Genomic DNA, 21,880 nt, shown 5'->3' on the forward strand with positions numbered 1-21,880 from the left:
TGATCAGGTGGTCGTGGCGGGGGTCGCCGGCGGCTGCGCGGCATACCCATGATAGTAGGTGTTGCCGTATCCCCCGTTGACAGACTCGCCGTAATAGCGCTGAGCGTCCTCGAAGTCCAGACCGTTGACGATCACGCCCATCACGTTGGCGCCCGCACGCTGCAGCCGGCTCAGGCCCTTGCGGATCACCGGCACCGGCGTCTCGGTGGCGCGCACCACATAGATCGTGCTGGTGGCCATCGGCGCGATCGACAGCGCATCGCTCACCAGCTCCACCGGCGGGGTGTCGATCAGGATGAAGTCCAGCTGCGGCTGCAGATGACGGATCGCCTCCTTGAAGCGCTGCGACAGCAGCAGGTCCAGCGGATTGGGCGGAATGTCGCCCGCCGGCATCACCAGCAGCGAGCTGCCTTCCACCGCATGCACGCACTCCTTCAGCGAGGCGGTACCGGTCACCAGGTTCGACAGGCCCTTGGCGTTCGGGGCCAGCCCCAGGCGCACGCCCACCTGCGGGCGGCGCATGTCGCCGTCGATCAGCAGCGTGCGCTTGGTCTGCGACAGCGCCAGCGCCAGGTTGATCGTGGTCGAGGTCTTGCCCTCGGCCGGCACGCTCGAGGTCACCACCAGCAGGCGGTGGTTCTGGTCGACGTTCGAGAGCTGGATGCCGGTGCGTGCGGTGCGGATCGCCTCGGCATGGTGCGAGTTGGGCTCGCGGATGAACATCGTCGCGACATTCTCCAGCTGCTCGCCCGACAGCGCCGGCAGCACCGCCAGCACCGGCTGGTGCAGCTTCAGCTCGGCCGATTCGCTGCCCTTGATGGTGTTGTCCATCCGCTCCAGCAGCAGCGCGCCCATCGAGCCGATCATCAGGCCCAGCACGAAGGCCACGATGATGATCTGGCCCTTGTTCGGCTTGACCGGCACGGTGGCCACCACGGCAGGATCCACCACCCGGGCCACCGCAGCCTGGATGTCGCTGCCGGCATCCATTTCCTTGGCACGGCCCATGAACAGGTCATAGAGCTGCTTGTTCGAGGCCACCTCGCGCTCCAGCACCTGCAGCTGGAATTCCTTGCGGTTCACGTCCTGCACGCCGCCGGTGGCGGTCGACAGCGCAGCTTCCAGCGAGCGCTCCGACTGCCGGGCCAGGTTGTATTCCTGCACCATGCTGCGCGCGACCGAGCGGCGCTGCTGCTCCAGGTACTTGCGCGCGGCGGCCAGGGAGGACTGCGCCTCCTGCATCTTGATGTGGTTCGGGCCCAGGTTCTCCGACAGCTCGGCCACCAGCTTCTGCGCCGCCGCCTCCTGGCGGATGGCTTCCTGCACCGTCGGATGGTTCACCACCGCCGGCACGCCGCTGTAGTCGCCGTTGCCGACGCCGCCGATCAGGTTGTAGGTGCCCTCCAGCTGCAGCCGGCGCGCGCGCGCCTCCACCAGGCGCTGCGTCACTTCGTTGGCCTGCATGCCGGCCAGCGCCTGTGCCGAGCCGCTCAGGCTCACCAGACCCTTTTCCTCGCGGTAGGCCTGCAGCGCCAGCTCCGACGCTTCCAGGTTCTTGCGCAGCTCGGCGGCCCGCTTTTCCAGCCAGCCGTTCAGGTTCTGCGCCAGCTTGAACTTGGCGTCACGGTCCGAATCGATGTAGTTGGCCGCGATGTCGTTGGCCACCTGCGCCGCCAGCTTGCTGTCCGGCGACTCGAAGCTCACCTTGACCAGCTGGCTCAGCCGCACCGGCTCGATGGTGATGCCTTTCATGAGGGGCGTGACCGTGGCGTCCGCCAGCGTCTGCTCGTTCCACTCGACCTTGGGCGGCGCCATGCCCAGCATGGCCTTGACCTGGGTCAACAGCCCGTCCTCGCCCTTGCGCGGGTCGAAGTCGGGGTTGTTCCAGAGCTTCATCGTCGTCACGGTGCGCATCGCCACCTCGCGCGACTTCAGGATCTCCACCTGCGTCTGGTAGTGCTCCTTGCTCTGCATCGCGCTGCCGAACATGTCGTCCATCGACAGGAACTTCGGCTTGCCCGGCTCGATCAGCACCGTCGCGGTCGACTTGTAGACCGGCGTCATCGAGAAGGCCACCGCCGCGCCCAGCGCCGCCAGCGCCGTCGCCAGTCCCAGGATGGGCCACTTGCGCTTCTTGATGCTGCGCCAGTGGTCCAGCAGCGCCAGCTTGCTTTCCTCGGACAGTCCGATCTGGACCGGGGCAAACGGGGGCACCGGCTGCGCCGGAACCTGGCTCTGCGCAGCGACTTGAATCTGGTTCATATGATGTTGAGAAGACTACCGGGGCCGTTGAGACGGTTCTGGAGCATGCCTCCCGGGAACGCTCCAGACCACGGCCAATAGTACGGTCAGCATGGCTGCATTCGCGTTTATCTGGAGATTCAAGTCCAGTGTTGCGTGCAAGAGGGCGCACACAATTCCCATGCCACACCCTGCCGCCACACCGCGCACATGCGGCCCCTGGCGGTCTTTCATCAGCTGCACCGTGCGGCCTGCCGACAGCAGCATCAGGGCACCCAGCAGCGACAGCCCGATCAGACCGGTGTCGGTCACGATCTCGACATAGTCGCTGTGCGCGTGGTCGTAGAAGAGCTTGGTGCTCTCCACCTTGTAGCGGGTGAAGGCGCTGTAGAAGGCGCCTGCGCCGAAGCCGGTCCAGGGCCGCTCCTCGATCATCGCCATCGCGTCGCGCAGCGGGCGGATGCGCTCTTGCAGCGTCTCCTCGCGGTACTGCGGCGCGGCGGGCGGCTTCTGCGCGGCGCTGGCCGCACTGCCGGCCATGCCTGCCGCCACGGCACTGGCGGCGGCCTCCTGCTCGGCCTGCAGGGCCAGCTCGGTGGCGTGCATGCGCTCGATCACCTTGGACAGCCCGACCCACTGACCGATCACGATCAGGTCGATCACCAGCAGGCTGGCCGCCAGGATGGCCGCCGGCCGGCGCAACTGCGGCGAGCGGCCGACGATCCACAGCGTCATCAGCATCAGCGCCACGAAGAAGGCGCCATTGCCCAGCCGCGAACGGGTCAGCACCAGCGCGATCACCATGATGATCAGCATCAGCCGCACGACCATCTTGGTCGACAGCATGAATTCCAGCGCGCCGTGCAGTCGTCGGCGGCGTCGGCTGGGGTGAGGGCCCGGTGTGCCCATCTGCGACAGCATCACCGCCACGCCGGCCGACAGCGTGAACAGCAGATAGTTCGCCAGCGCATCCGGCCCGGCGAAGGTGCCGGTGGCCCGCAGGCCCTGCACGAAGGACTCGTCCATCAGCGTGTAGCGGCCGTCGGACGAATACAGCACGATCGCGATCATCGCCTGCACCACGCCGGCGATCATCATGCCGCTCAGCAGCGCGGTGCGCCGGCGGTCGGTGGTCACCAGCAGCAGCACCAGCCAGAACATGCCGACATAGCCCAGGCTGCGCAGTACCATCAGCCGCGTGTCATGCGGCGCCTCCGTGTAGCCCCAGGGCGAGAGCTGGAAGGCACACCAGGCGGTGAACAGCACCAGCAGGCTCAGGCCCAGGTGGGCGCCCCAGCCTGAACCCGTGCGCACCGGCGCGGTGCGGTCAGGGGCGCGCTCCGAACCGAACAGCCGCAGCAGGCCGGTCAGCGCCAGCAGCACCCAGACCAGGGCCACATACAGCGCCATCGGCCACGGCCGGTTGCTGCCCAGCGGCAGCGGCAGCCAGACGAGCGACAAAATGAAAAGACCCAGCAGGCCTCGTTCCGCCTGCTGGGTCAGGGATCGCGACTTCAATGGCAACCCGTTCGGTCGGTGTGGGATCCGATGCGGATCAGATCGTGCGCGACAGCGTCTTGTTGGCGCCGCTGTTGGTGATCGGCGGGACGATCACGACCGGAGCCGGAGCCGCCGGGGCGGTGACCACGCGGGTCACCGGCAGCGGGTTGGCACCCGGCAGGGTGACGACCGTGCCCGGGGTCGGTGCCGACGGCAGCACGACGATCACGCCCTTCTTCGGGGCCGTGGCGGTGGACTTGCCGATGATGACCACGCGGGCCGAGGCGTTGACCGAACCGAGCATCGCGCCCATGGCGACAACCGCGATGGCCAGTGCCTTCCTCTTGTCCTGAAACTTCATGCTTTCGCTCCTGATGAATGACTCCGCCCCTGCGAGAGGAGGAGGAAGTGAAAAATTCTCCCACTCCTTACTTGAGTTTGGACTGAGAGGCTCATGCGCTCAACCCCCCCAACCGCGTGGGACGTGAGGATTTCCCTTGGATGCAACCCGTGCTATCCATGATTCGCGCCGAGTGTGACAGATCTGCAAGCAAGTGCCGAGCCCGTGTGCAGGGCCTCAGGAATGCATGTTTCTTCTGCGAACATGAGAAAAACGGCGCAGTAGTAGGATTTCTCCGGATACAGAACTGGACAGTCGCAACACCGCTCCCGTCTACTTCCGTGTGGCTCGCTGTGCTGCGGGTCCGCTGCCTGGTGAAGTTTCGATTTGCGGAGCTTCTTGCGTCTTGTTTCATTGGCGCGACGCAGTCTGTCGCGTCCTGTTCCCCTTCTTGCTTGCCTCTGCCTCCATGAGTCCTGTCCTGCGCGAGTCCCGCATTCTCGTCACCGGCCATCGCGGCATGGTCGGCAGCGCCTTGGTGCGCCGACTGCAGGCCGGCGGCTACACGAACATCCTCACGCGCAGCCGCACCGAGCTGGACCTGCTGGACCAGCGCGCGGTGCAGGCCTTCCTGGCCGAGGAGAAGCCGGACTACATCTTCATCGCCGCCGCGCGGGTGGGTGGCATCCAGGCCAACAACATCCACCGCGCCGACTTCATCTACCAGAACCTGATGATCGAGGCGAACCTGATCCACGGCGCGCACCTGGCGGGTGTGCAGCGGCTGATGTTCCTGGGCTCGAGCTGCATCTACCCGCGCGACTGCGCGCAGCCGATCCGGGAGGACGCGCTGCTGACCGGCCCGCTGGAGCCGACGAACGAGCCCTACGCGATCGCCAAGATCGCCGGCATCAAGCTGGCCGAGAGCTACAACCGCCAGCACGGCCGGCAGTACATCAGCGTGATGCCGACCAATCTGTACGGCCCGAACGACAACTACGACCTGGCCAACAGCCATGTGCTGCCGGCGCTGCTGAGGAAGGCCCACGAGGCCAAGCTGCGAGGCGACGCCGAGTACACGGTCTGGGGCACCGGCCGGCCGATGCGCGAGTTCCTGTACGTGGACGATCTGGCCGATGCCTGCGTGTTCCTGATGGCGCAGGGCTACGACGGCCCGCTGGTGAACATCGGCACCGGCACCGACGTGACGATCCGCGAGCTGGCCGAGACGGTGATGCAGGTGGTGGGCTTCGAGGGCCGGATCGTCTTCGACGACAGCAAGCCCGACGGCACGCCGCGCAAGCTGCTCGACGTCAGCCGGCTGGCCGGCCTGGGCTGGACGGCGAAGACGGCGCTGCGCGACGGCATCCGCCTTGCTTATGAAGCCGCACCCTTCCACCCGAAGCGTGCGAGCTGACTTCGGACTGTCCCCCGAAGTCCTGTGTCCCCTATCTATATAGAGAAAGTCATCGCTCCATGTCTTCTTCCAAGGTTGCCCTCATCACCGGCGTCACCGGCCAGGACGGCGCGTATCTGGCCGAACTGCTGCTGAAGAAGGGCTACGAGGTCCACGGCATCAAGCGTCGCTCCAGCCTGTTCAACACCGACCGCATCGACCACCTGTACCAGGATCCGCATGTCGACGGCCGCAAGTTCACGCTGCACTACGGCGACCTGACCGACTCGACCAGCCTGGTGCGCATCATCCAGCAGGTCCAGCCCGACGAGATCTACAACCTGGCGGCCATGAGCCATGTGGCGGTGTCCTTCCAGGAGCCGGAATACACCGCCAACGCCGACGGCATCGGCACGCTGCGCATCCTGGAGGCGATCCGCATCCTGGGCCTGACGAAGAAGACGCGCTTCTACCAGGCCTCGACCTCGGAGCTGTACGGTCTGGTGCAGGAGATTCCGCAGAAGGAGACGACGCCGTTCTATCCGCGCAGCCCCTATGCGGTGGCGAAGATGTACGCCTACTGGATCACGGTCAACTACCGCGAGGCCTATGGCATCTACGCCTGCAACGGCGTGCTGTTCAACCACGAGAGCCCGCTGCGCGGTGAGACCTTCGTGACGCGCAAGATCACCCGTGCCATCGCGCGCATCGCGCTGGGGCTGCAGGACTGCCTGTACCTGGGCAACATGAGCGCGCTGCGCGACTGGGGCCATGCGCGCGACTATGTCGAGATGCAGTGGCTGATGCTGCAGCAGGACCAGCCGGAAGACTTCGTCATCGCCACCGGCGTGCAGTACAGCGTGCGCCAGTTCGTCGAGCGCGCGGCGGCCGAGCTGGGCATCACGGTGCGCTTCGAGGGCGAGGGCGAGAAGGAAATCGGCGTCGTCGCTGCGGTCACCGGTGACCGCGCCAAGTGCAAGGTGGGCGACGTGATCGTCCGTGTCGACCCGCGCTACTACCGCCCGACCGAAGTGGAAACCCTGCTGGGCGACCCGACCAAGGCCAAGGAAAAGCTTGGCTGGGTGCCGACCACCTCGTTCGAGGAACTGGTCAAGGAAATGATCGAGGCTGACTACACCGCGGCGCGCAAGGACAGCCTGGTCAAGCTGGCGGGGTTTCAGGCCTTTGATCACCACGAGTGATCTATTGATTTCATATGTGAGGGAATATGTCCAAAAAGACGATCAGAATTCTTGGCATTCGGGGGGTTCCCGCAGCGCACGGTGGTTTCGAGACGTTTGCTGAATATTTGTCTCTCTACCTGGTCGACAAGGGTTGGCGAGTCATCGTCTATTGTCAGGAAGATGGAGACGGCGAGGTTTTCCAGGACACATGGCGCGGCGTCGAGCGCATCCGGATTCCCGTGGCGAAGGAAGGCCCTCTGGGAACCATCGTCTTCGACTGGAAGACGGTTGTCCACGCCGCCAAGCATCAGGATCTGTGCCTCACGCTGGGCTACAACACGGCCGTCTTCTGCGCACTGCTGCGCGCCAAGGGCGTCACCAACGTCATCAACATGGATGGCATCGAATGGGCGCGTGCCAAGTGGAGCCGCCCGGCCAAGGCCTGGTTCTGGCTGAACGAGCGGGCCGGTTGCTGGCTGGGTGACCATCTCGTCGCAGACCATCCCGAGATCAAGAACCATCTGTCGACGCGGGTGTCACCCGACAAGATCACGACCATTGCCTACGGTGCCGAGCACCTGACCGATGTGTCCGATGCGCCTGTGCGCAAGCTGGGACTCGAGCCTGGACGCTTCCTGTCGCTGGTCGCGCGGCCTGAGCCTGAGAACTCGATCCTTGAAGTCGTCAGCGGTTTTTCTGCCAAACGCCGGGGTTTCCAGCTTGCGGTGCTGGGCAACTACAGCGACTCGAACCCCTATCACGCCAAGGTGCGTGCGGCTGCCAGCGACGAGGTGCGCTTTCTGGGGGCCATCTACGACAAGCCGATCATCAACTCGATCCGCTTCCACAGCATGGCCTATGTGCACGGGCATCAGGTGGGCGGAACCAACCCCTCTCTGGTCGAAGCGCTGGGGGCTGGCAATGCCATTCTGGCGCACGACAATCGATTCAATCGCTGGGTGGCTGGCAGTGGCGCCAGGTATTTCAGCGATGCACAGGCCTTTTCCCAGGTTCTGGACGATATTCAGGCGGATCCTTCCTGCCTCGAAAGAATGCGTGCCTCCAGCACGCTGCGCTTCAAGTCGGGCCTGACCTGGGGGCAGATCCTGGGTGAGTATGAGCAGCTTCTTGACCAGTATGTGACGACCCCTGCGGGCGACTCCGTTTATCAAACCAAACAGACCGGCAAATTCTGATGACCATTATCGTGACTGGTGCTGCCGGTTTCATCGGCGGCAATTTCGTTCATCACTGGTTCGAGCGCAGCGAAGAGCCGGTGGTGGTTCTGGACAAGCTGACGTACGCGGGCAACCCGGCGACGATCCAGTCGCATCTGGACGCCGGCCGCTGCACGCTGGTGCAGGGTGACATCGGCGACCGCGCGCTGGTGGCCGGGCTGCTGGCGGAGCACCGCCCGCGCGCGGTGCTGCACTTCGCGGCCGAGAGCCATGTCGACCGCAGCATCCACGGCCCCGGCGAGTTCATCCAGACCAACATGGTGGGCACCTTCGAGCTGCTGGAGGCCGTGCGGGCCTACTGGAGCGCGCTGGAGGCCGAGCCCAAGGCGGCGTTCCGCTTCCTGCACGTCTCCACCGACGAGGTGTACGGCTCGCTCTCCGAGACCGACCCGGCCTTCAGCGAGACCACGCCGTACGCGCCCAACAGCCCGTACTCGGCCAGCAAGGCCGGCAGCGACCACCTGGTGCGGGCCTACCACCACACCTACGGCCTGCCGACGCTGACCACCAACTGCTCGAACAACTACGGGCCCTATCACTTCCCCGAGAAGCTGATCCCGCTGATGATCCTCAACGCCCTGGAGGGCAAGCCGCTGCCGGTCTACGGCGACGGGCAGAACATCCGCGACTGGCTCTATGTGCGCGACCACTGCGAGGCGATCCGCCAGGTGCTGGCCAAGGGGCGGCTGGGCGAGACCTACAACGTCGGCGGCAAGAACGAGATCAGGAACCTGGACGTGGTGCAGGTGATCTGCGCCAAGCTCGACGCGCTGCGCCCCAAAGCCGACGGCACGAGCTACGCCAGCCAGATCACCTTCGTGGCCGACCGCCCGGGCCATGACCGCCGCTACGCGATCGACCCGACCAAGATCGAGGCCGAGATCGGCTGGCAGCCGGCCGAATCCTTCGAGACCGGCATCGACAAGACGGTGACCTGGTACCTGGAGAACACCGCGTGGATCGACTCGGTGCGCACCGGCGCCTACCGCGAGTGGGTGTCGAAGAACTACAGCGCGCGCGACTGACGCCGGGGGCCGCAGACATGAAGATCCTTCTTCTGGGCCAGGGCGGCCAGGTCGGCTGGGAACTGCAGCGCGCGCTGGCGCCGCTGGGCGAGGTGGTCGGACTCGACCATGACAGCGCCGCCAACCCCGGCGGACTGCACGGCGACTTCAGCCGGCCCGAGGCGCTGGCGGCCACGGTCGCGGCGGTCAAGCCGGACCTGATCGTCAACGCCGCGGCGCACACCGCGGTCGACAAGGCCGAGAGCGAGCCCGAGCTGGCGCGCGCGATCAACGCCACCGCCCCGGCTGTGCTGGCGCGCTGCGCGGCCGAGACCGGCGCCTGGCTGGTGCACTACAGCACCGACTATGTCTTCGACGGCTCGGGCGATGCTGCCCGCGACGAGGAGGCCGCCACCGGCCCCTTGAGCGTCTACGGCCAGACCAAGCTGGAGGGCGAGGCCCTCATCCGCGCCAGCGGCTGCCGGCACCTGATCCTGCGCACCAGCTGGGTCTATGCCGCGCGCGGCGGCAACTTCGCCAGGACCATGCTGCGCCTGGCGGCCGAGCGCGAACGCCTGACCGTCATCGACGACCAGATCGGCGCACCCACCGGCGCGGACCTGCTGGCCGACCTGACCGCGCAGATGGTGCGTACCGCCATGAGCACCCCGGCAGGCAGCGAGATCGACCTCTCCGGCGTCTACCACGCGGTGGCCGCCGGCGAGACCAGCTGGCACGGCTACGCGAGCTTCGTCATCGAGCAGGCCCGCCAGAGGGGCCGCGACCTGAAGGTCCAGACCATCGACCCGGTGCCGACCAGCGCCTTCCCGACGCCGGCCAGGCGCCCGCACAACTCGCGCCTGTCGACTCAGAAACTCCAGCAGGTCTTCGGCCTGCGGCTGCCGCCGTGGCAGCAGGGTGTCGAGCGCATGCTTATTGAAATCCTCTGATTCTCCGCCCGGCAGTGTTAGAGCGCGTTATGAACTTCCCGCCCGCCGTTTGATGGCGCTGAAAAGCTGAATCCATGAGCTGCAAACCCTACCCGAGCTACATCAGCGAAGAGGAATGGCATTTCGTGGCGCCGTACCTGACGCTGATGGATGCAAATGCGCCGCAGCGTCGGCACGATCTGCGGGAGGTGTTCAACGCGCTGCGCTGGCTTGCGCGCGCCGGCGCGCCGTGGCTACTGCTGCCGCATGATCTGCCGCCTTGGCACAAGAGGGTGTACCAGCCGTTCCGGCGCTGGGACGAGGCGGGCTGCTTCGAGGCGATGGTCAACGACATGCGCTCGATCATCCGGGTCAGCGAAGGCCGCCGGGGTCAGCCCAGCGCTGTCGTTCTGGACGGACGCACGCTGCAGAGCAGTTGCGAAAGTGGTGTATGCGCGGGCTACGACGGCTACAAGCGGCGCAGGGGCAGCAAGGTGCACATGGCCGTCGACACGCTGGGACAGTTGATCGCGATGACGGTCAAGCTGGCGTGGGCGGATCAGGGTTACACCGGCGAGCAGGCCAGGCAGGACGCCCAGGCCAGCAAGATCGACCTGCAGATCGTCAAACTCCCCGAGGCGAAGAAGGGGTTTGTCCTGCTGCCCAGACGCTGGGTGGTCGAGCGCTTGCCTCAGGTGCTGGCCAGCTTGCATTTCGTCGTCTTCGCCATCCTCATGCCTCCCAAGGCCGCAGCGGTGATGGCTGCGGCGGGAAGTTCATAACACGCTTTAGCTGGTGGTTTTTGAGTGGTAAGGAATATTTGTGCGATATTATCGAATTGTACCCGGTATTGCGCTGGCTATATTATTAATTGTACTGACAACTAATGCGTTTATCGGTTTAATTAAAGATGGTGGTGCTCGTGCACAGGGGTTGCACAATGCTATTTTATACACAGGAGTATTGAATATTATTCCTGTGATCGCTGTGTTTTTATTGATCGTTTCGGCATCATTTTTCGCAAGAGAAGAAGTCCTTCGCTTAGGTGTGTATTATAAAATAATGATAGTGTGGGCCGCCTGTACTTGTTTTTGGGCTCCAGAAAAAAATATTGCAATAATATCCTTCTCTTATATTCTTGCGATACCTGCTGCTTCGGCATTATTCGTGAAGTACTTTGATGGTGATGAAATATATGAATGTTTCAAGTTTGCTGTAATTTTTGTGGGGACTATGAGTTTTTTTTGGGCATTATTTATTCCAGACTATGGTATTGCTGCTGACTCTGAGCATGACGGTTTGTGGCAAGGTGTTTTTACGCATAAAAATAGTTTGGGTATGTATTCCGTTATAGCTATCGCAATGATTTTGGCGTTAAAGCCGGCTCTCTACAAGGATATATACGGCATTGGTGCTATTGGTCTGCATTTTATTCTACTAATAAAGTCAGGATCATCTACGAGTATGCTTGCTGCAGCATTAATGTGTTTTACGTACATTTTTACGAATATTTTTTCTAACGTAAGAGATTCTTCTGTTGTTCATCAGAGATTGGTTTCTGGCTTCGTTGTGGTCCTAACCATAATTACTCTGTTGATAACTCTTGTATACCTTGATCCATCTTATTATCCTTTGGTGCCGGACTCAATACTGAGTAGAGTTTATATATGGAGTTATGGTTGGGGTCTTTTTTCTGAGTCGACTATTGGTGGTTTGGGCGTTAATCAGTATGCATACCTGAATGAGCGTGGTTTTAGTGATATGGAGGCTATTCTTGGATATAGTGTAGGGTCTTCGCACAATGCTTCATTAGAAACACTTGTTTCTTATGGGGTTGTCGGATTGGTATTTTATATTGTCATGATGGCTGGGTTGTCGAAACTGATGGTTTATCGTATTGGCTTTGGTGGCGCGATTGTATTTTTAAGTGTGTTCATGGTTCTCGGTGTAACTGAATCAGTTAATTTTGGATATAACTTCCCATTTTTTATTCTGACAATGTTGTCATTGTTAAATTCGCGCAAAGGTGGATGATGAAAATAATTCTTGCAGGGCAAAATTATTTTGTTGTAGGAGGGTCTGACCAAGTGCTTTTGGCAGAAGAACAAGCGTTGCTTGCTGCTGGACACGAAGTTGCACCATTCGCGGCTAAAGATTCAAGAAATTTGCCGAATCAGTGGGAAAAATATTTCCCTGAAAATACGTCAAAACTTGTTGGTGATTCTATATTGGATGTCGTCAGATCGTATTATTCACTCAAATCTTCTGAGGCGTTAAATAATCTAATATGTGATTTTCGTCCGGATATATTGCACTGTCATATTTATTATGGAAAATTGACTGCTTCAATTATCCGATGTGCCCATAAAAATTCAATACCGATCGTTCAGACTTTACATGAGTATAAGTTGGTTTGTCCTACATATCAAATGATTGCTGATGGTGAACAATGTGAAGATTGTAGTGGATTTAACTACTACAAGGCTATCATGCGGTCATGTAATAAAAAATCGCGTGCACGTACGTTGCATTCAACTGTCGAGGCTTATGTTTCATTGCTTGCTGGCTCATATAGGCTCGTTGATAAATTCATTGCAGTGAGTGATTTTCAGAGAAATAAAATTATATCAATGGGCGTGGATTCAAATAAAATAGTAACAGTCTATAATGGGGTCGACATGGATCGCATGCCATATTTTGTAGATAAGGGCGATAACTATGGGTATATGGGGCGAGTTGAAGATATAAAAGGGATTTGGGAGATGATTTTGGCGTTTGAGGTTCGTCCGGATATTAACTTGGTTGTCATGGGCGATGGGTCATTGAAGCCGACTATTGAGCAATACATTAATAGTCGCGGCATAAAAAATATCCTTATGGTTGGATTTTGTGGGCCTGAGAAAAAAGAAAAAATATTGCAAAAATGTAAATGTATTTTGGTTCCCTCTAAATGGGATGAAACTTTTGGCCTTGTAGCTGTTGAGGCTCTTGCCATGGGATTGCCTGTTATTTGCAGTAATCGTGGAGGTCTTCCTGAAGTGGTTCGAGACGGTGTTGATGCTATAGTTTTAAAAGAAGTTTCTCCAGAAACTATTGGTGCTGCATTGGATTTTTGCGAGAGTGGCGATCTTGACTTGTCGGATATGGGAAGACGAGGTTCTCAACGAGTAAGATCTGAGTTTAGTATGAAAAGGCATGTCGAAAGTATTGTTGGTGTATATAAGGAGTTGCTGGGATGATGGGGGCGCTAATTAATTTTAAAAAAATATTCAATAAAGAGTTTAGGTGTGTGGCTGCACTGAATGCGCGCTGGAATTTTTATAAGATAAAAAAAATATTCGATGGTGGTAAAAAATGCGAAAATGACATATTTTATGTTGTATCATTGACTTCATATCCTCGCCGATATAAGGATCTTGCTAGAACTATAAAGTCAATTTTAATGCAAAAGACAAGAAATAAATATGAAGTTATTTTATGGATTGCAAAAAATGACATTGATGAATTGCCAAATGATGTGGTGAATCTGTGTAAGTTTGGCCTAAAAATTAATTCTTGTGAAGATCTTCGATCGTATAAAAAAATAGTTCCTTTAGCTGAAATTATTGCCGCTGGAGATATTTGCCCTGTAGGTGTCATTATTGCGGATGATGATATGATCTATCCGCAAGGCTGGTTAAATTCTTTGATTGAAGATAATGTGCTTTATCCTGCGGATGTTGTTGCGCATAGAGTTCACCGCATAAAATATCTAAGCAATGGTTTTCCGGATGATTATATGAATTGGATTCATAGTATATCTGAGTCTGGCATTGATTCTGGTAACTTTGCGACTGGATGTGGTGGAGTTTTATATCCTACTGTTTTGTTGAAGAGGATGAATTTTAATATAAATGTTATTCGTGATACGTGTCCCGATGGAGATGATATTTGGTTGTATGCTGAAACAAGGAAGCTGAATTCTGTAGTGAGGCTTGCTACAAAAAAAATTGATATTTTTGAGTGGAGTGCAGCTCAAAGCAGTGCGCTTTGGTTGGAAAACTGTATTCAAGGACGGAATAATCAGCAGATAAAGAAATATTGGGAGGTGTGTGGTGGTTGGAATAAAAGATAATAAACTTGTGAAAAATATTTTTTGGACTGCTTCTGTTCAAGGAATACGTGTAATAGTTCAAATTTTAACAATCGGAGTTCTTTCAAGAATAATACCGGCAGAAGAGTACGGGGCAATGGCTGCTTGCTTCGTGGTTATTAACTTAGCATATGTTTTTAGGGATGGAGGTGTTGCAAATTCTCTTATTAGAGTCGACTCTTTGGATAAAATTTTTATTGATACGGCATTTTTTATATCATTCTCTCTTGGATTCGTTATATTTTTAATTCTGCAAATTTTTCATGAAAGTATAGGTGCACTTTTTGGAATAATGGGTGTTGGTGAATTAATTAAAATTGTATCGTGGGTTTTTGTTTTTTCTGGATTTGGCGCTATTCCTCAAGCATTGTTGGAGCGTTCCGGGAACTTTAAAAAAATTGCACAGGCGGAGATATTTTCGAGTGTTTTTGCATTCATTCTGGCATTAATTCTAGCCATTAATAATTTCGGCGCGAAGGCTTTGGCTGCATCTTTTTTTGCTAACGTTGCCATAACATCGGTGCTTTATGTAATTTTGGCTAAATGGCGACCTGGAATTTCTTGGAGCGCCACACGGAGTCGAGAGATACTTAGTTTTGGCGGAGGTGTTCTTGGATTTAATTCTATTAACTATATAGCAAGAAATGCTGATATACCTATAATATCAAGAGCGTTAGGTGTAGTACAGGTTGGTTATTATAGTCAAGCATATAAAATTATGCTATTTCCAGTTCAGAACATTACGGGAGCAATTAATCGTGGAATGTATCCGGAGCTGTGTTCACGGATCAGAAGTGGACATGGTGCACATGAAATATACTGTAGAATACTTCGATCATTATCATTTTGTATATGGCCGCTGATGATTTTTGTTGCTATAGAGTCAGAGTCAGTTATTTTTGTGGTTTTGGGAGAAAAATGGCTGCTCGCTTCTCCGGTGCTTTTTTGGTTGGCTTTGACTGGATGTATTCAAGCCTTGGTAAGTACCACTGGTGGTGCATTGCAGGCGATGGGGCGTATATCTGAATTACTAAAGCTGGGTACACTTGCCACTTTACTCCAGTTGGGTGCATTTTTGATGGGCGTCAGTAGTGGTATCGAATACATGGCCAAACTATATTTTTGGGCTAATTTTTTCAACGGAATTTTTGCTCTTTATTTCGTTATTAAATTTATTGGGGCAAAAATAAATGCAATCTCTTTGGATGTTGGTTTAAATTTGATTGTGTCTTCTACAGTTGTTGTTGTGGCGCATTTATTTGTTGATCGTGTGCTGTGCCTTGATGTTGGAGCGCTTAGATTAATTGTTGGATTTTCGGCAGTTGCATTTTTTTTGATGGTTGTTATTTATTTATTGCATTTTTCTTCTGAAGGTGGCTTTTTAGAGAAATTAATGAAAGGTGTAAAATTTATGATTTCAGGGGGTAGTGTTACTGGTTTTTGGCGAATTGTTTGACATGAATCGGAGTAATTTTTTAAAGTTATCTATCTTGGGCGGCTTGAGTGGTTGCTCAGGCGTTAATATTTTCGACGGACAAAATTATAAAAATAATAAAAAAACCGGTTTCAATGTAACTCCAAATGTAAGTATTTGCACCTTAAAAGAGCTTGTTGGCCTTGGCTTCCGTATTTTTAGGGTCAGCTTTGCTGATGGGGCTATATTTGATAAAAATAATACAAAAAACATTAATGAAAATGCATGGGGAAAATTAGTTAAAATCATTAATTTTGTTATTGAAAATGATTCAACAATTGTTATTGATCCACATACGTACATAGGCTTTTCGAATAAGTATACGACTCATCCAAGAGATAAATTCTGGTTTGATGCTGACATCCAAAATAATTTTAGATGTTTGTGGAGAAGTATTTTTATTAGATTGAGTAATTTTCTTCCGATTAATGCAAGGAATAGTGTGTGGGTTGATTTTTTAAATGAGCCTGTTCATTTTCGTGGTGGCGATAAAAATCTTTCGTGGCAATTTCTCGCCAAAAGTATTGCATATGATTGTCATGAGTTCTCTGAAGGAATTCAAATTGTGCTTCAGCCTGCCAGACTAGTTGATTCCAGTGGAAAATATATGTCTTGGAGAGATTCAATATTAAGCTTCAAATGGGTGGATGATATGCGTGTAATTCCTAGTTGGCATATGTATTACCCTATGGAATTATCTCACTTTGGAGTTTTTGATACGGTTCACGCAAACAAAAATATTGTTTTTCCATTTACTGATAGTGATGGATTTGTCTGGAGTGATAATACTATAAAATTTTTCTTGAAGGATATTGTTTCTTTTTTCATTGATTCATTCGGGAATTCGCCATATATCGGTGAATTCGGGGCTAGTGTATTTTCTGGAAAATATGGTGATTTGTATTTGTCTGCGTTAGTGAGAGCATTTTCAATTTTAAATTTAGATTGGACTTTCCATTCATTTAGAGAGAATGCCATATGGTCACCTGAAGGTGCTGGTAAAGAAAACTGGTCTGCCTGTAAAATTTCGCAGTCAAGAAGAATTGATATTTTAAAGGGTGTTTCATGAGTATCAAAAAGTATGTTATTTCCCTTGAGGGGGCAGAGCAAAGAAGGCGCGATTTAAAGTTTCGTGTCGGTTCTTCTTTTGATGAGATAAATATTATTAATGCTGTTGACGGAAGAAAATTTTTTGCGTCTGATTATTTTTTGAATTTGCAGAGGGCGCGCTATTTTTTGAGCCCCTCAGAATTGGGGTGCACACTGAGTCATATTGAAGTTTATAAAGATGCAATTTTATCTGGCGAAAAATCTGTTGTGATTATGGAGGATGATGTTATTGTTGATAGAGAAGGATTATTCCGTTGCGATGAAATAGCGCGAAGAATTCCGGCCGATGGAATATGTATTCTGGGTGGGCAGGATGGTTTAAAATCCAGGAAATGGATTATTGGGAGGCTTTCCCCTGAGCTGGGTTCTAATGTATATTCGATTCCTAGAGTTTGCTGGAAACAGGTTTGGAGGACATGTGCATATATCGCGGGCGATAAGGCTTTGGAAACACTGCTAAAAAAACAGCAGGATGGATTTTCTAAGGCGGATGATTGGGATTATTTGTGTGGCAACGGTATAAAAATATTTTTTACAGAAATTGTAAGGCATCCTATTGAGTTGAATGCTAGTTCTATAGAGTCCGAGAGATTAAAATCTTATGGCAATCGATCAAAAAATGGTTTTTTTCCTAATGTGATAAAAAAAATTCTATATATTTATGAAAGAAAGTTTATTTATGCAAGAATATTCGGATCTCTTTTTTATCTGATTTTTGGATTTGTGTTTGTTCCGCGGCGAAAAAATTAATCTAATCATGAAAAAAGTAACTGTCTATATAACAACAAAAAATAGGCCAAAAGATTTTTCTAGGGCCTTGGATAGCGTAATTAATCAGACTTATAGTAATCTTGAGATAATTGTAGTTGATGACGGTAGTTCTCCTGTTAATAGTTCATTGAATAAAAATTTTTGCTCTAAAGACAATAGAGTGGTTTATGTGAGAAATGAGGAGTCAGTTGGCGCGCCGGCTGCTAGAAATATTGCAATAAGTTTAGCGAATGGTTTTTTTGTCACTGGTTTAGATGATGATGATTTTTTTGAAATAAGAAGAGTAGAGTTGTTTGTTGACAAATGGAATGAGTTGAATCAAAATTCACATAATATTCCTGTTGGATTTCTTTATTCGCAATACAAGATTTTTACTTCTAAGGAGAAATATTTCTTCAGTAAATTTCCTTGCGTTGCTACATCTGATGCAATATTAATTAGTAATTGCGTTGGAAATCAGATATTTGCCCCATTGGAAAATTGGTTTGCCGCTGGTTTATTTGATGAAAAAATGCCGGCCTGGCAAGATTTGGAGTTATTTTATAGGTTCTGTAAAAGAGTTGGTTGCGGTATTTTAGTTAATAATCCATCCTATGTTTTTTTTGATATAAGATCATCTGACAGAATATCAACCAAAGGTGTTGATAGAATCAAGAGGGCATATAATTGCTTTTTAGAGGGTAATTCATATTTGAGTTCAAGTGATAAAGCTTGGTTATATATGCAAATTTTTAGTAAGTACTATGGATTTAGGCCTTCAGGCAAAGATGTGGCTTACTTTTTTTCGCTTAGGCCGTCGGTTAAGCAAATACTAAAATTTCTACTTCGATTTGTTTTTTGATGAGGGTCGCTATGTATAATTTGGTTAGTAAATTGATTGGTTTGCGAGAAAAACAAAAATTACGAAATGAAAAATTTATTATTGTGTCGAACAATTGTTGGGGGTATGAGTTATATCAACATACTGATAGATCATATAATACACCATTTGTTGGTTTATTTTTGTTGCCTGATTGTTACATTGGTGTTCTTGAAAATTTTGATGAATGCATGAATTCAGATATTGAATTTTTGGAGAGGTCGAGATATATTTTTCCTGTAAATTATCCTGTTGGCCTGCTTTGTGGTAAATTTGAGATTCATTTTTTACACTATTCAAGTAAAGAAGAGGCTGAGATTAAATGGCGTCGTAGAGTTGCCAGATTGAAAGAGGATAGAAAAATGGGGGCAAAAATTTTCGTAAAGATGTGCGATCGAGATGATTGTTCTGGGATGCATCTCGAGAAATTTCATGCTATGCAGTTTGATGGTAAGATATCTTTTGGGATTAAGGATTTCCCATCGGCGGATCATGTTTTTTGTCCAAAGTTAATAAATAAGGATAAAAATGAAATTATTGATGGACTTAGTTTATATAGAAGGCGATATAGATGCTTTGATATTGTTAAATGGATTTGTGAGGGAAGGGTTAATCATTCTAAATTTTCCAAGTTAATTTCTTTTTATTATGATGTTTTTAACTGATTGGAGCATTTTATGAACTTCCCGCCCGCCGTTTGATGGCGCTGAAAAGCTGAATCCGTAAGCTCCCCCAGCAAGTAGACAGCCGAAACCAGAGAATGCGGCCAGTCCGAAAGGAGCGAGCCGATGAGGAAGAGCGAGTTCAGCGAGAGCCAGATCGTGGCGATCCTGAAAGAAGGAGAGGCCGGGCTGCCGGTGGCCGAGGTGTGCCGCAAGCACGGCATCAGCGCGCCGACGTACTACGCGTGAAAGAGCAAATACGCAGGCGCGACGGTCTCGGACCTGACGCGCATGCGCGAGCTGGAAGCGGAGAACGCCCGGCTCAAGCGCATGTACGCCGACCTAGCGCTGGAGAACGCGGCGATCAAGGACGTGCTGGCAAAAAAATTCTGACGCCGTCCGCGAAGCGGCAGGTAGTCTCGGCCATGGTGACCGAGCATCGCCTGCCGGTCACACGAGCCTGCAGAGCCGCAGGCTTGTCGCGGGCGGCGTACTACAAGACGCCGCCGCTGCCGCAGGAGAAGGATGCCGAGGTGATCGACGCGCTCAATGGCGTGGTCGAGCGCAACGGCCGCTGGGGGTTCTGGAAATGCTTCGACCGGCTGCGCCTGGATGGTCGCCCGTGGAACCACAAACGGGTCTGGCGGGTGTATTGCGAGCTGGGCCTGAACATTCCGCGCAGGACGAAGCGCCGAATCCCGAAACGCGAGCCGACTCCGCTGGCGGCAGGCGCATGCGTCAACCAGGGCTGGGCGCTGGATTTCATGCGCGACGTGCTCTACGACGGCCGGCGGTTCCGCACCCTCAACGTGATCGACGAGGCCAACCGCAAGGCGCTGGCGATCCAGGTGGCGCCGTCTCTGCCCGCCTTGATGCTCATCCGCACGATGGACCGGTTGGTCGACTGGTACGGCACACCGCAGTCCATACGCATGGACAACGGACCGGAGATGACCAGCCGTGAATTCGTCGCGTGGGCGCAGCGCCGGGGCATCGCGCTGAACGACATCGAGCTCGGCGAGCCCAACCAGAACGCCTACGTCGAGCGCTTCAACCGCACCTTCCGCACCGAGGTGCTCGACGTCTGGCTGACCCAGTACAACGAGTACCGACCGCATGACGCCCTGGGCGGTAAGCCGCCCAGGCAGTTCATGCCCCGATTGATCACCACAACCGCCGCAGACTCTGGGAATCAGCTGTCTGCTTGACGGGGGAGCTTACGGTCGTCGCTCAGCGCCGGCCGATCGACAGATACTCCAGCCCGAAGGAGCGGATCAGCTCCGGCTCGTACAGATTGCGGCCGTCGAAGACGATCCTGTCGCGCAGGCTGGCGGCGATGCCGTCGAAGTCCGGCGTGCGGAATTCCTTCCACTCGGTGACGATCAGCAGCGCGTCGGCGCCTTCCAGCGCCTGCTTCTGGCCTTCGGCATAGCTCAGGCCCGCCCAGCCCTCCATCACCCGCTGTGCCTCGGTGGCCGCCACCGGGTCATAGGCCTGCACCTTGGCGCCGCGTGCCAGCAGCTCCTTGATGATCACCCGGCTCGGCGCTTCGCGCATGTCGTCGGTGTTGGGCTTGAACGCCAGGCCCCACATCGCGAAGGTCTTGCCCGACAGGTCCTCGCCGTACCGGGCGACGATCTTGTGCACGAGCACCATCTTCTGCTCCTCGTTGACCTCCTCGACCGCCGTCAGCATCTTGCTCGGCATGCCGTTCTCGGCCGCGATCATCGCCAGCGCCTTCACGTCCTTCGGGAAGCAGCTGCCGCCGTAGCCCACGCCCGGGTACAGGAACTGCGTGCCGATGCGCGGATCCGAGCCGATGCCCACCCGCACCATCTCGATGTCGGCGCCCACCTTCTCGGCCAGCCGGCTCAGCTCGTTCATGAAGCTGATGCGCGTAGCCAGCATGCAGTTGGCCGCGTACTTGATGAACTCCGCCGAGCGGATGTCGGTGATGATCATCCGGTCGCGGTTGCGCACGAAGGGCTGGTACAGCGCCTTCATCAGCAGGATCGCGCGCTCGTCCTCCGCGCCCACCACGATGCGGTCCGGGCGCATGAAGTCCGCCACCGCCGCGCCTTCCTTCAGGAACTCGGGGTTCGAGCACACCGAGAACTCCATCTCCGACAGGCCGCGCTTGGCCAGTTCGTCGGCCACCGCCGCTCGCACCTTGTCGCCCGTGCCCACCGGCACCGTGCTCTTGTCGACGATCACCTTGTGGTCCGTCATCAGCCGGCCGATGTTGCGCGCCGCCGCCGTCACGTACTGCAGGTCCGCCGAGCCGTCCTCGTCCGGCGGCGTGCCCACCGCGATGAACTGCAGCGTGCCGTGCGCCACCGACTTCTCGATGTCGGTGGTGAACTCCAGCCGGCCCGCCGCCACGTTGCGCCGGACCACTTCCAGCAGCCCCGGCTCGTGGATCGGGATGCCCCCGTCGTTCAGGATCCTGATCTTGGCCGGATCCACGTCCAGGCACATCACATGGTTGCCCATTTCCGACAGGCACGCGCCGGTCACGAGTCCCACATAGCCGGTGCCGATGACGGTGACTTTCATAGTTCAGCTTTCTTTCTTGCAGATAAGAGGATGGAGGGAAAGGCGGGGCAGCCGTGGCTACGCCGAGAAATGAATGCCTGGGATATCTTGCGTGGGTGCCCGCCTGCGCGGGCATGACGGATCGGAAGGAGGGCGGCAGCCATGGGCGAGGGCGCAAGGAGCAGAGAGAGGCGGGTCTCAATGCACGTGGTTGTCCGCCACCGTCAACCTATCAATCAGAGAAGATTGAACACGCGTCAGTCGAAATGCCGCGCGTCGGCCAGCAGCGGCGCCACCGCATCCTTGGCCGACAGCAGCGGTGCCATGCCCAGGTCCGGCCAGGTGATGCCGACCGTCGGGTCGTCCCAGCGCACCGCACCCTCGCACTGCGGCGCGTACAGGTCGGTGGTCTTGTAGAGGAAGTCGGCCGTCTCGCTGGTGACGACGAAGCCGTGCGCGAAGCCCGGCGGAATCCAGAACTGGCGGTGGTTCTCGCCGGTCAGCT

General features: G+C 54.5%; 19 protein-coding genes and 1 pseudogene. 15 read left to right on the plus strand and 5 right to left on the minus strand.

All coding sequences use genetic code 11. The features are described 5' to 3' along the window. Positions 1-3: 3 nt before the first annotated feature. The 3 genes from HZU84_RS10730 to HZU84_RS10740 form a co-directional block, all read right to left on the minus strand. Positions 4-2,262: a GumC family protein gene (locus tag HZU84_RS10730; protein ID WP_149504165.1), complete on the minus strand. Its 2,259-nt coding sequence runs from the start codon at positions 2,260-2,262 to the stop codon at positions 4-6. 15 nt (positions 2,263-2,277) lie between these two features. Then, on the minus strand, positions 2,278-3,702 hold the full coding sequence (locus tag HZU84_RS10735; protein ID WP_149504164.1) for an O-antigen ligase family protein: 1,425 nt from the start codon (positions 3,700-3,702) through the stop codon (positions 2,278-2,280). A 94-nt stretch (positions 3,703-3,796) separates the two neighbouring features. Further along, positions 3,797-4,102, minus strand: coding sequence for a hypothetical protein (locus tag HZU84_RS10740; protein ID WP_149504163.1), 306 nt, complete (start codon positions 4,100-4,102; stop codon positions 3,797-3,799). A gap of 448 nt (positions 4,103-4,550) precedes the next feature. Between HZU84_RS10740 and HZU84_RS10745 the strand changes: the two genes are divergently transcribed. The 15 genes and pseudogenes from HZU84_RS10745 (at position 4,551) to HZU84_RS10815 (ending at position 20,048) form a co-directional block, all read left to right on the plus strand. Next, a complete protein-coding gene (locus tag HZU84_RS10745; protein WP_276528778.1) occupies positions 4,551-5,498 on the plus strand; it encodes a GDP-L-fucose synthase family protein in 948 nt (315 codons plus the stop codon). Between the two features lie 59 nt (positions 5,499-5,557). Next, complete coding sequence (gmd, locus tag HZU84_RS10750) at positions 5,558-6,679, plus strand: GDP-mannose 4,6-dehydratase (protein ID WP_149504162.1); 1,122 nt, start codon at positions 5,558-5,560, stop codon at positions 6,677-6,679. A gap of 26 nt (positions 6,680-6,705) precedes the next feature. Then, positions 6,706-7,857: a DUF1972 domain-containing protein gene (locus tag HZU84_RS10755; RefSeq protein ID WP_149504161.1), complete on the plus strand. Its 1,152-nt coding sequence runs from the start codon at positions 6,706-6,708 to the stop codon at positions 7,855-7,857. Then, entirely contained in the window at positions 7,857-8,924 is a 1,068-nt protein-coding gene (gene rfbB, locus HZU84_RS10760; RefSeq protein ID WP_149504160.1) for a dTDP-glucose 4,6-dehydratase, read from the plus strand. Before HZU84_RS10755 ends, rfbB begins: the two co-directional genes overlap by 1 nt. A gap of 17 nt (positions 8,925-8,941) precedes the next feature. Continuing rightward, positions 8,942-9,853 (plus strand): dTDP-4-dehydrorhamnose reductase, encoded by a 912-nt coding sequence (gene rfbD / locus HZU84_RS10765; RefSeq protein WP_149504159.1) that lies wholly within the window; start codon positions 8,942-8,944, stop codon positions 9,851-9,853. 74 nt (positions 9,854-9,927) lie between these two features. Next, entirely contained in the window at positions 9,928-10,614 is a 687-nt protein-coding gene (locus HZU84_RS10770) for a transposase (protein ID WP_149504158.1), read from the plus strand. Positions 10,615-10,654: 40 nt separating this feature from the next. After that, positions 10,655-11,866, plus strand: a complete 1,212-nt coding sequence (locus tag HZU84_RS20955) for an O-antigen ligase family protein (RefSeq protein WP_149504157.1) — start codon at positions 10,655-10,657, stop codon at positions 11,864-11,866. After that, complete coding sequence (locus tag HZU84_RS10780) at positions 11,863-13,071, plus strand: glycosyltransferase family 4 protein (protein ID WP_149504156.1); 1,209 nt, start codon at positions 11,863-11,865, stop codon at positions 13,069-13,071. Before HZU84_RS20955 ends, HZU84_RS10780 begins: the two co-directional genes overlap by 4 nt. Continuing rightward, entirely contained in the window at positions 13,068-13,946 is an 879-nt protein-coding gene (locus tag HZU84_RS10785; protein ID WP_180692895.1) for a hypothetical protein, read from the plus strand. The genes HZU84_RS10780 and HZU84_RS10785 overlap by 4 nt, the downstream gene beginning before the upstream one ends. Further along, the gene (locus tag HZU84_RS10790; protein WP_180692896.1) at positions 13,927-15,420 is read left to right on the plus strand and encodes a lipopolysaccharide biosynthesis protein; all 1,494 of its coding nucleotides are present in this window, start codon (positions 13,927-13,929) and stop codon (positions 15,418-15,420) included. Before HZU84_RS10785 ends, HZU84_RS10790 begins: the two co-directional genes overlap by 20 nt. A 1-nt stretch (position 15,421) precedes the next feature. Next, positions 15,422-16,507: a cellulase family glycosylhydrolase gene (locus tag HZU84_RS10795; protein WP_180692897.1), complete on the plus strand. Its 1,086-nt coding sequence runs from the start codon at positions 15,422-15,424 to the stop codon at positions 16,505-16,507. Further along, entirely contained in the window at positions 16,504-17,298 is a 795-nt protein-coding gene (locus HZU84_RS10800; RefSeq protein WP_149504152.1) for a glycosyltransferase family 25 protein, read from the plus strand. Before HZU84_RS10795 ends, HZU84_RS10800 begins: the two co-directional genes overlap by 4 nt. 7 nt (positions 17,299-17,305) lie before the next feature. Continuing rightward, positions 17,306-18,160: a glycosyltransferase gene (locus HZU84_RS10805; protein ID WP_149504151.1), complete on the plus strand. Its 855-nt coding sequence runs from the start codon at positions 17,306-17,308 to the stop codon at positions 18,158-18,160. Next, the gene (locus HZU84_RS10810) at positions 18,160-18,843 is read left to right on the plus strand and encodes a DUF1919 domain-containing protein (RefSeq protein WP_149504150.1); all 684 of its coding nucleotides are present in this window, start codon (positions 18,160-18,162) and stop codon (positions 18,841-18,843) included. Before HZU84_RS10805 ends, HZU84_RS10810 begins: the two co-directional genes overlap by 1 nt. A gap of 123 nt (positions 18,844-18,966) precedes the next feature. Beyond that, positions 18,967-20,048 (plus strand): annotated as a pseudogene (locus HZU84_RS10815) (IS3 family transposase). A gap of 22 nt (positions 20,049-20,070) precedes the next feature. Here HZU84_RS10815 and HZU84_RS10820 read toward each other — a convergent pair. Together HZU84_RS10820 and HZU84_RS10825 are read right to left on the minus strand one after the other, a co-directional pair. Beyond that, on the minus strand, positions 20,071-21,396 hold the full coding sequence (locus HZU84_RS10820; RefSeq protein WP_149504149.1) for a UDP-glucose dehydrogenase family protein: 1,326 nt from the start codon (positions 21,394-21,396) through the stop codon (positions 20,071-20,073). A gap of 236 nt (positions 21,397-21,632) precedes the next feature. Continuing rightward, positions 21,633-21,880: dTDP-4-dehydrorhamnose 3,5-epimerase family protein (locus HZU84_RS10825; protein ID WP_180692898.1), on the minus strand; the 248-nt coding region annotated here is incomplete at its 5' end.

The sequence above is a fragment of the Sphaerotilus sulfidivorans genome (genome assembly GCF_013426975.1).
In the GTDB taxonomy this organism is placed as follows: domain Bacteria; phylum Pseudomonadota; class Gammaproteobacteria; order Burkholderiales; family Burkholderiaceae_C; genus Sphaerotilus; species Sphaerotilus sulfidivorans.

Bases quoted from the DNA above. Each gene is read 5' to 3' on its own strand.
- HZU84_RS10730 (WP_149504165.1), bottom strand. From the start codon at position 2,262: ATGAACCAGATTCAAGTCGCTGCGCAGAGCCAGGTTCCGGCGCAGCCG.
- HZU84_RS10740 (WP_149504163.1), bottom strand. From the start codon at position 4,102: ATGAAGTTTCAGGACAAGAGGAAGGCACTGGCCATCGCGGTTGTCGCC.
- HZU84_RS10745 (WP_276528778.1), top strand. From the start codon at position 4,551: ATGAGTCCTGTCCTGCGCGAGTCCCGCATTCTCGTCACCGGCCATCGC.
- gmd (WP_149504162.1), top strand. From the start codon at position 5,558: ATGTCTTCTTCCAAGGTTGCCCTCATCACCGGCGTCACCGGCCAGGAC.
- HZU84_RS10755 (WP_149504161.1), top strand. From the start codon at position 6,706: ATGTCCAAAAAGACGATCAGAATTCTTGGCATTCGGGGGGTTCCCGCA.
- rfbB (WP_149504160.1), top strand. From the start codon at position 7,857: ATGACCATTATCGTGACTGGTGCTGCCGGTTTCATCGGCGGCAATTTC.
- rfbD (WP_149504159.1), top strand. From the start codon at position 8,942: ATGAAGATCCTTCTTCTGGGCCAGGGCGGCCAGGTCGGCTGGGAACTG.
- HZU84_RS10770 (WP_149504158.1), top strand. From the start codon at position 9,928: ATGAGCTGCAAACCCTACCCGAGCTACATCAGCGAAGAGGAATGGCAT.
- HZU84_RS10780 (WP_149504156.1), top strand. From the start codon at position 11,863: ATGATGAAAATAATTCTTGCAGGGCAAAATTATTTTGTTGTAGGAGGG.
- HZU84_RS10785 (WP_180692895.1), top strand. From the start codon at position 13,068: ATGATGGGGGCGCTAATTAATTTTAAAAAAATATTCAATAAAGAGTTT.
- HZU84_RS10795 (WP_180692897.1), top strand. From the start codon at position 15,422: ATGAATCGGAGTAATTTTTTAAAGTTATCTATCTTGGGCGGCTTGAGT.
- HZU84_RS10800 (WP_149504152.1), top strand. From the start codon at position 16,504: ATGAGTATCAAAAAGTATGTTATTTCCCTTGAGGGGGCAGAGCAAAGA.
- HZU84_RS10805 (WP_149504151.1), top strand. From the start codon at position 17,306: ATGAAAAAAGTAACTGTCTATATAACAACAAAAAATAGGCCAAAAGAT.
- HZU84_RS10810 (WP_149504150.1), top strand. From the start codon at position 18,160: ATGAGGGTCGCTATGTATAATTTGGTTAGTAAATTGATTGGTTTGCGA.
- HZU84_RS10820 (WP_149504149.1), bottom strand. From the start codon at position 21,396: ATGAAAGTCACCGTCATCGGCACCGGCTATGTGGGACTCGTGACCGGC.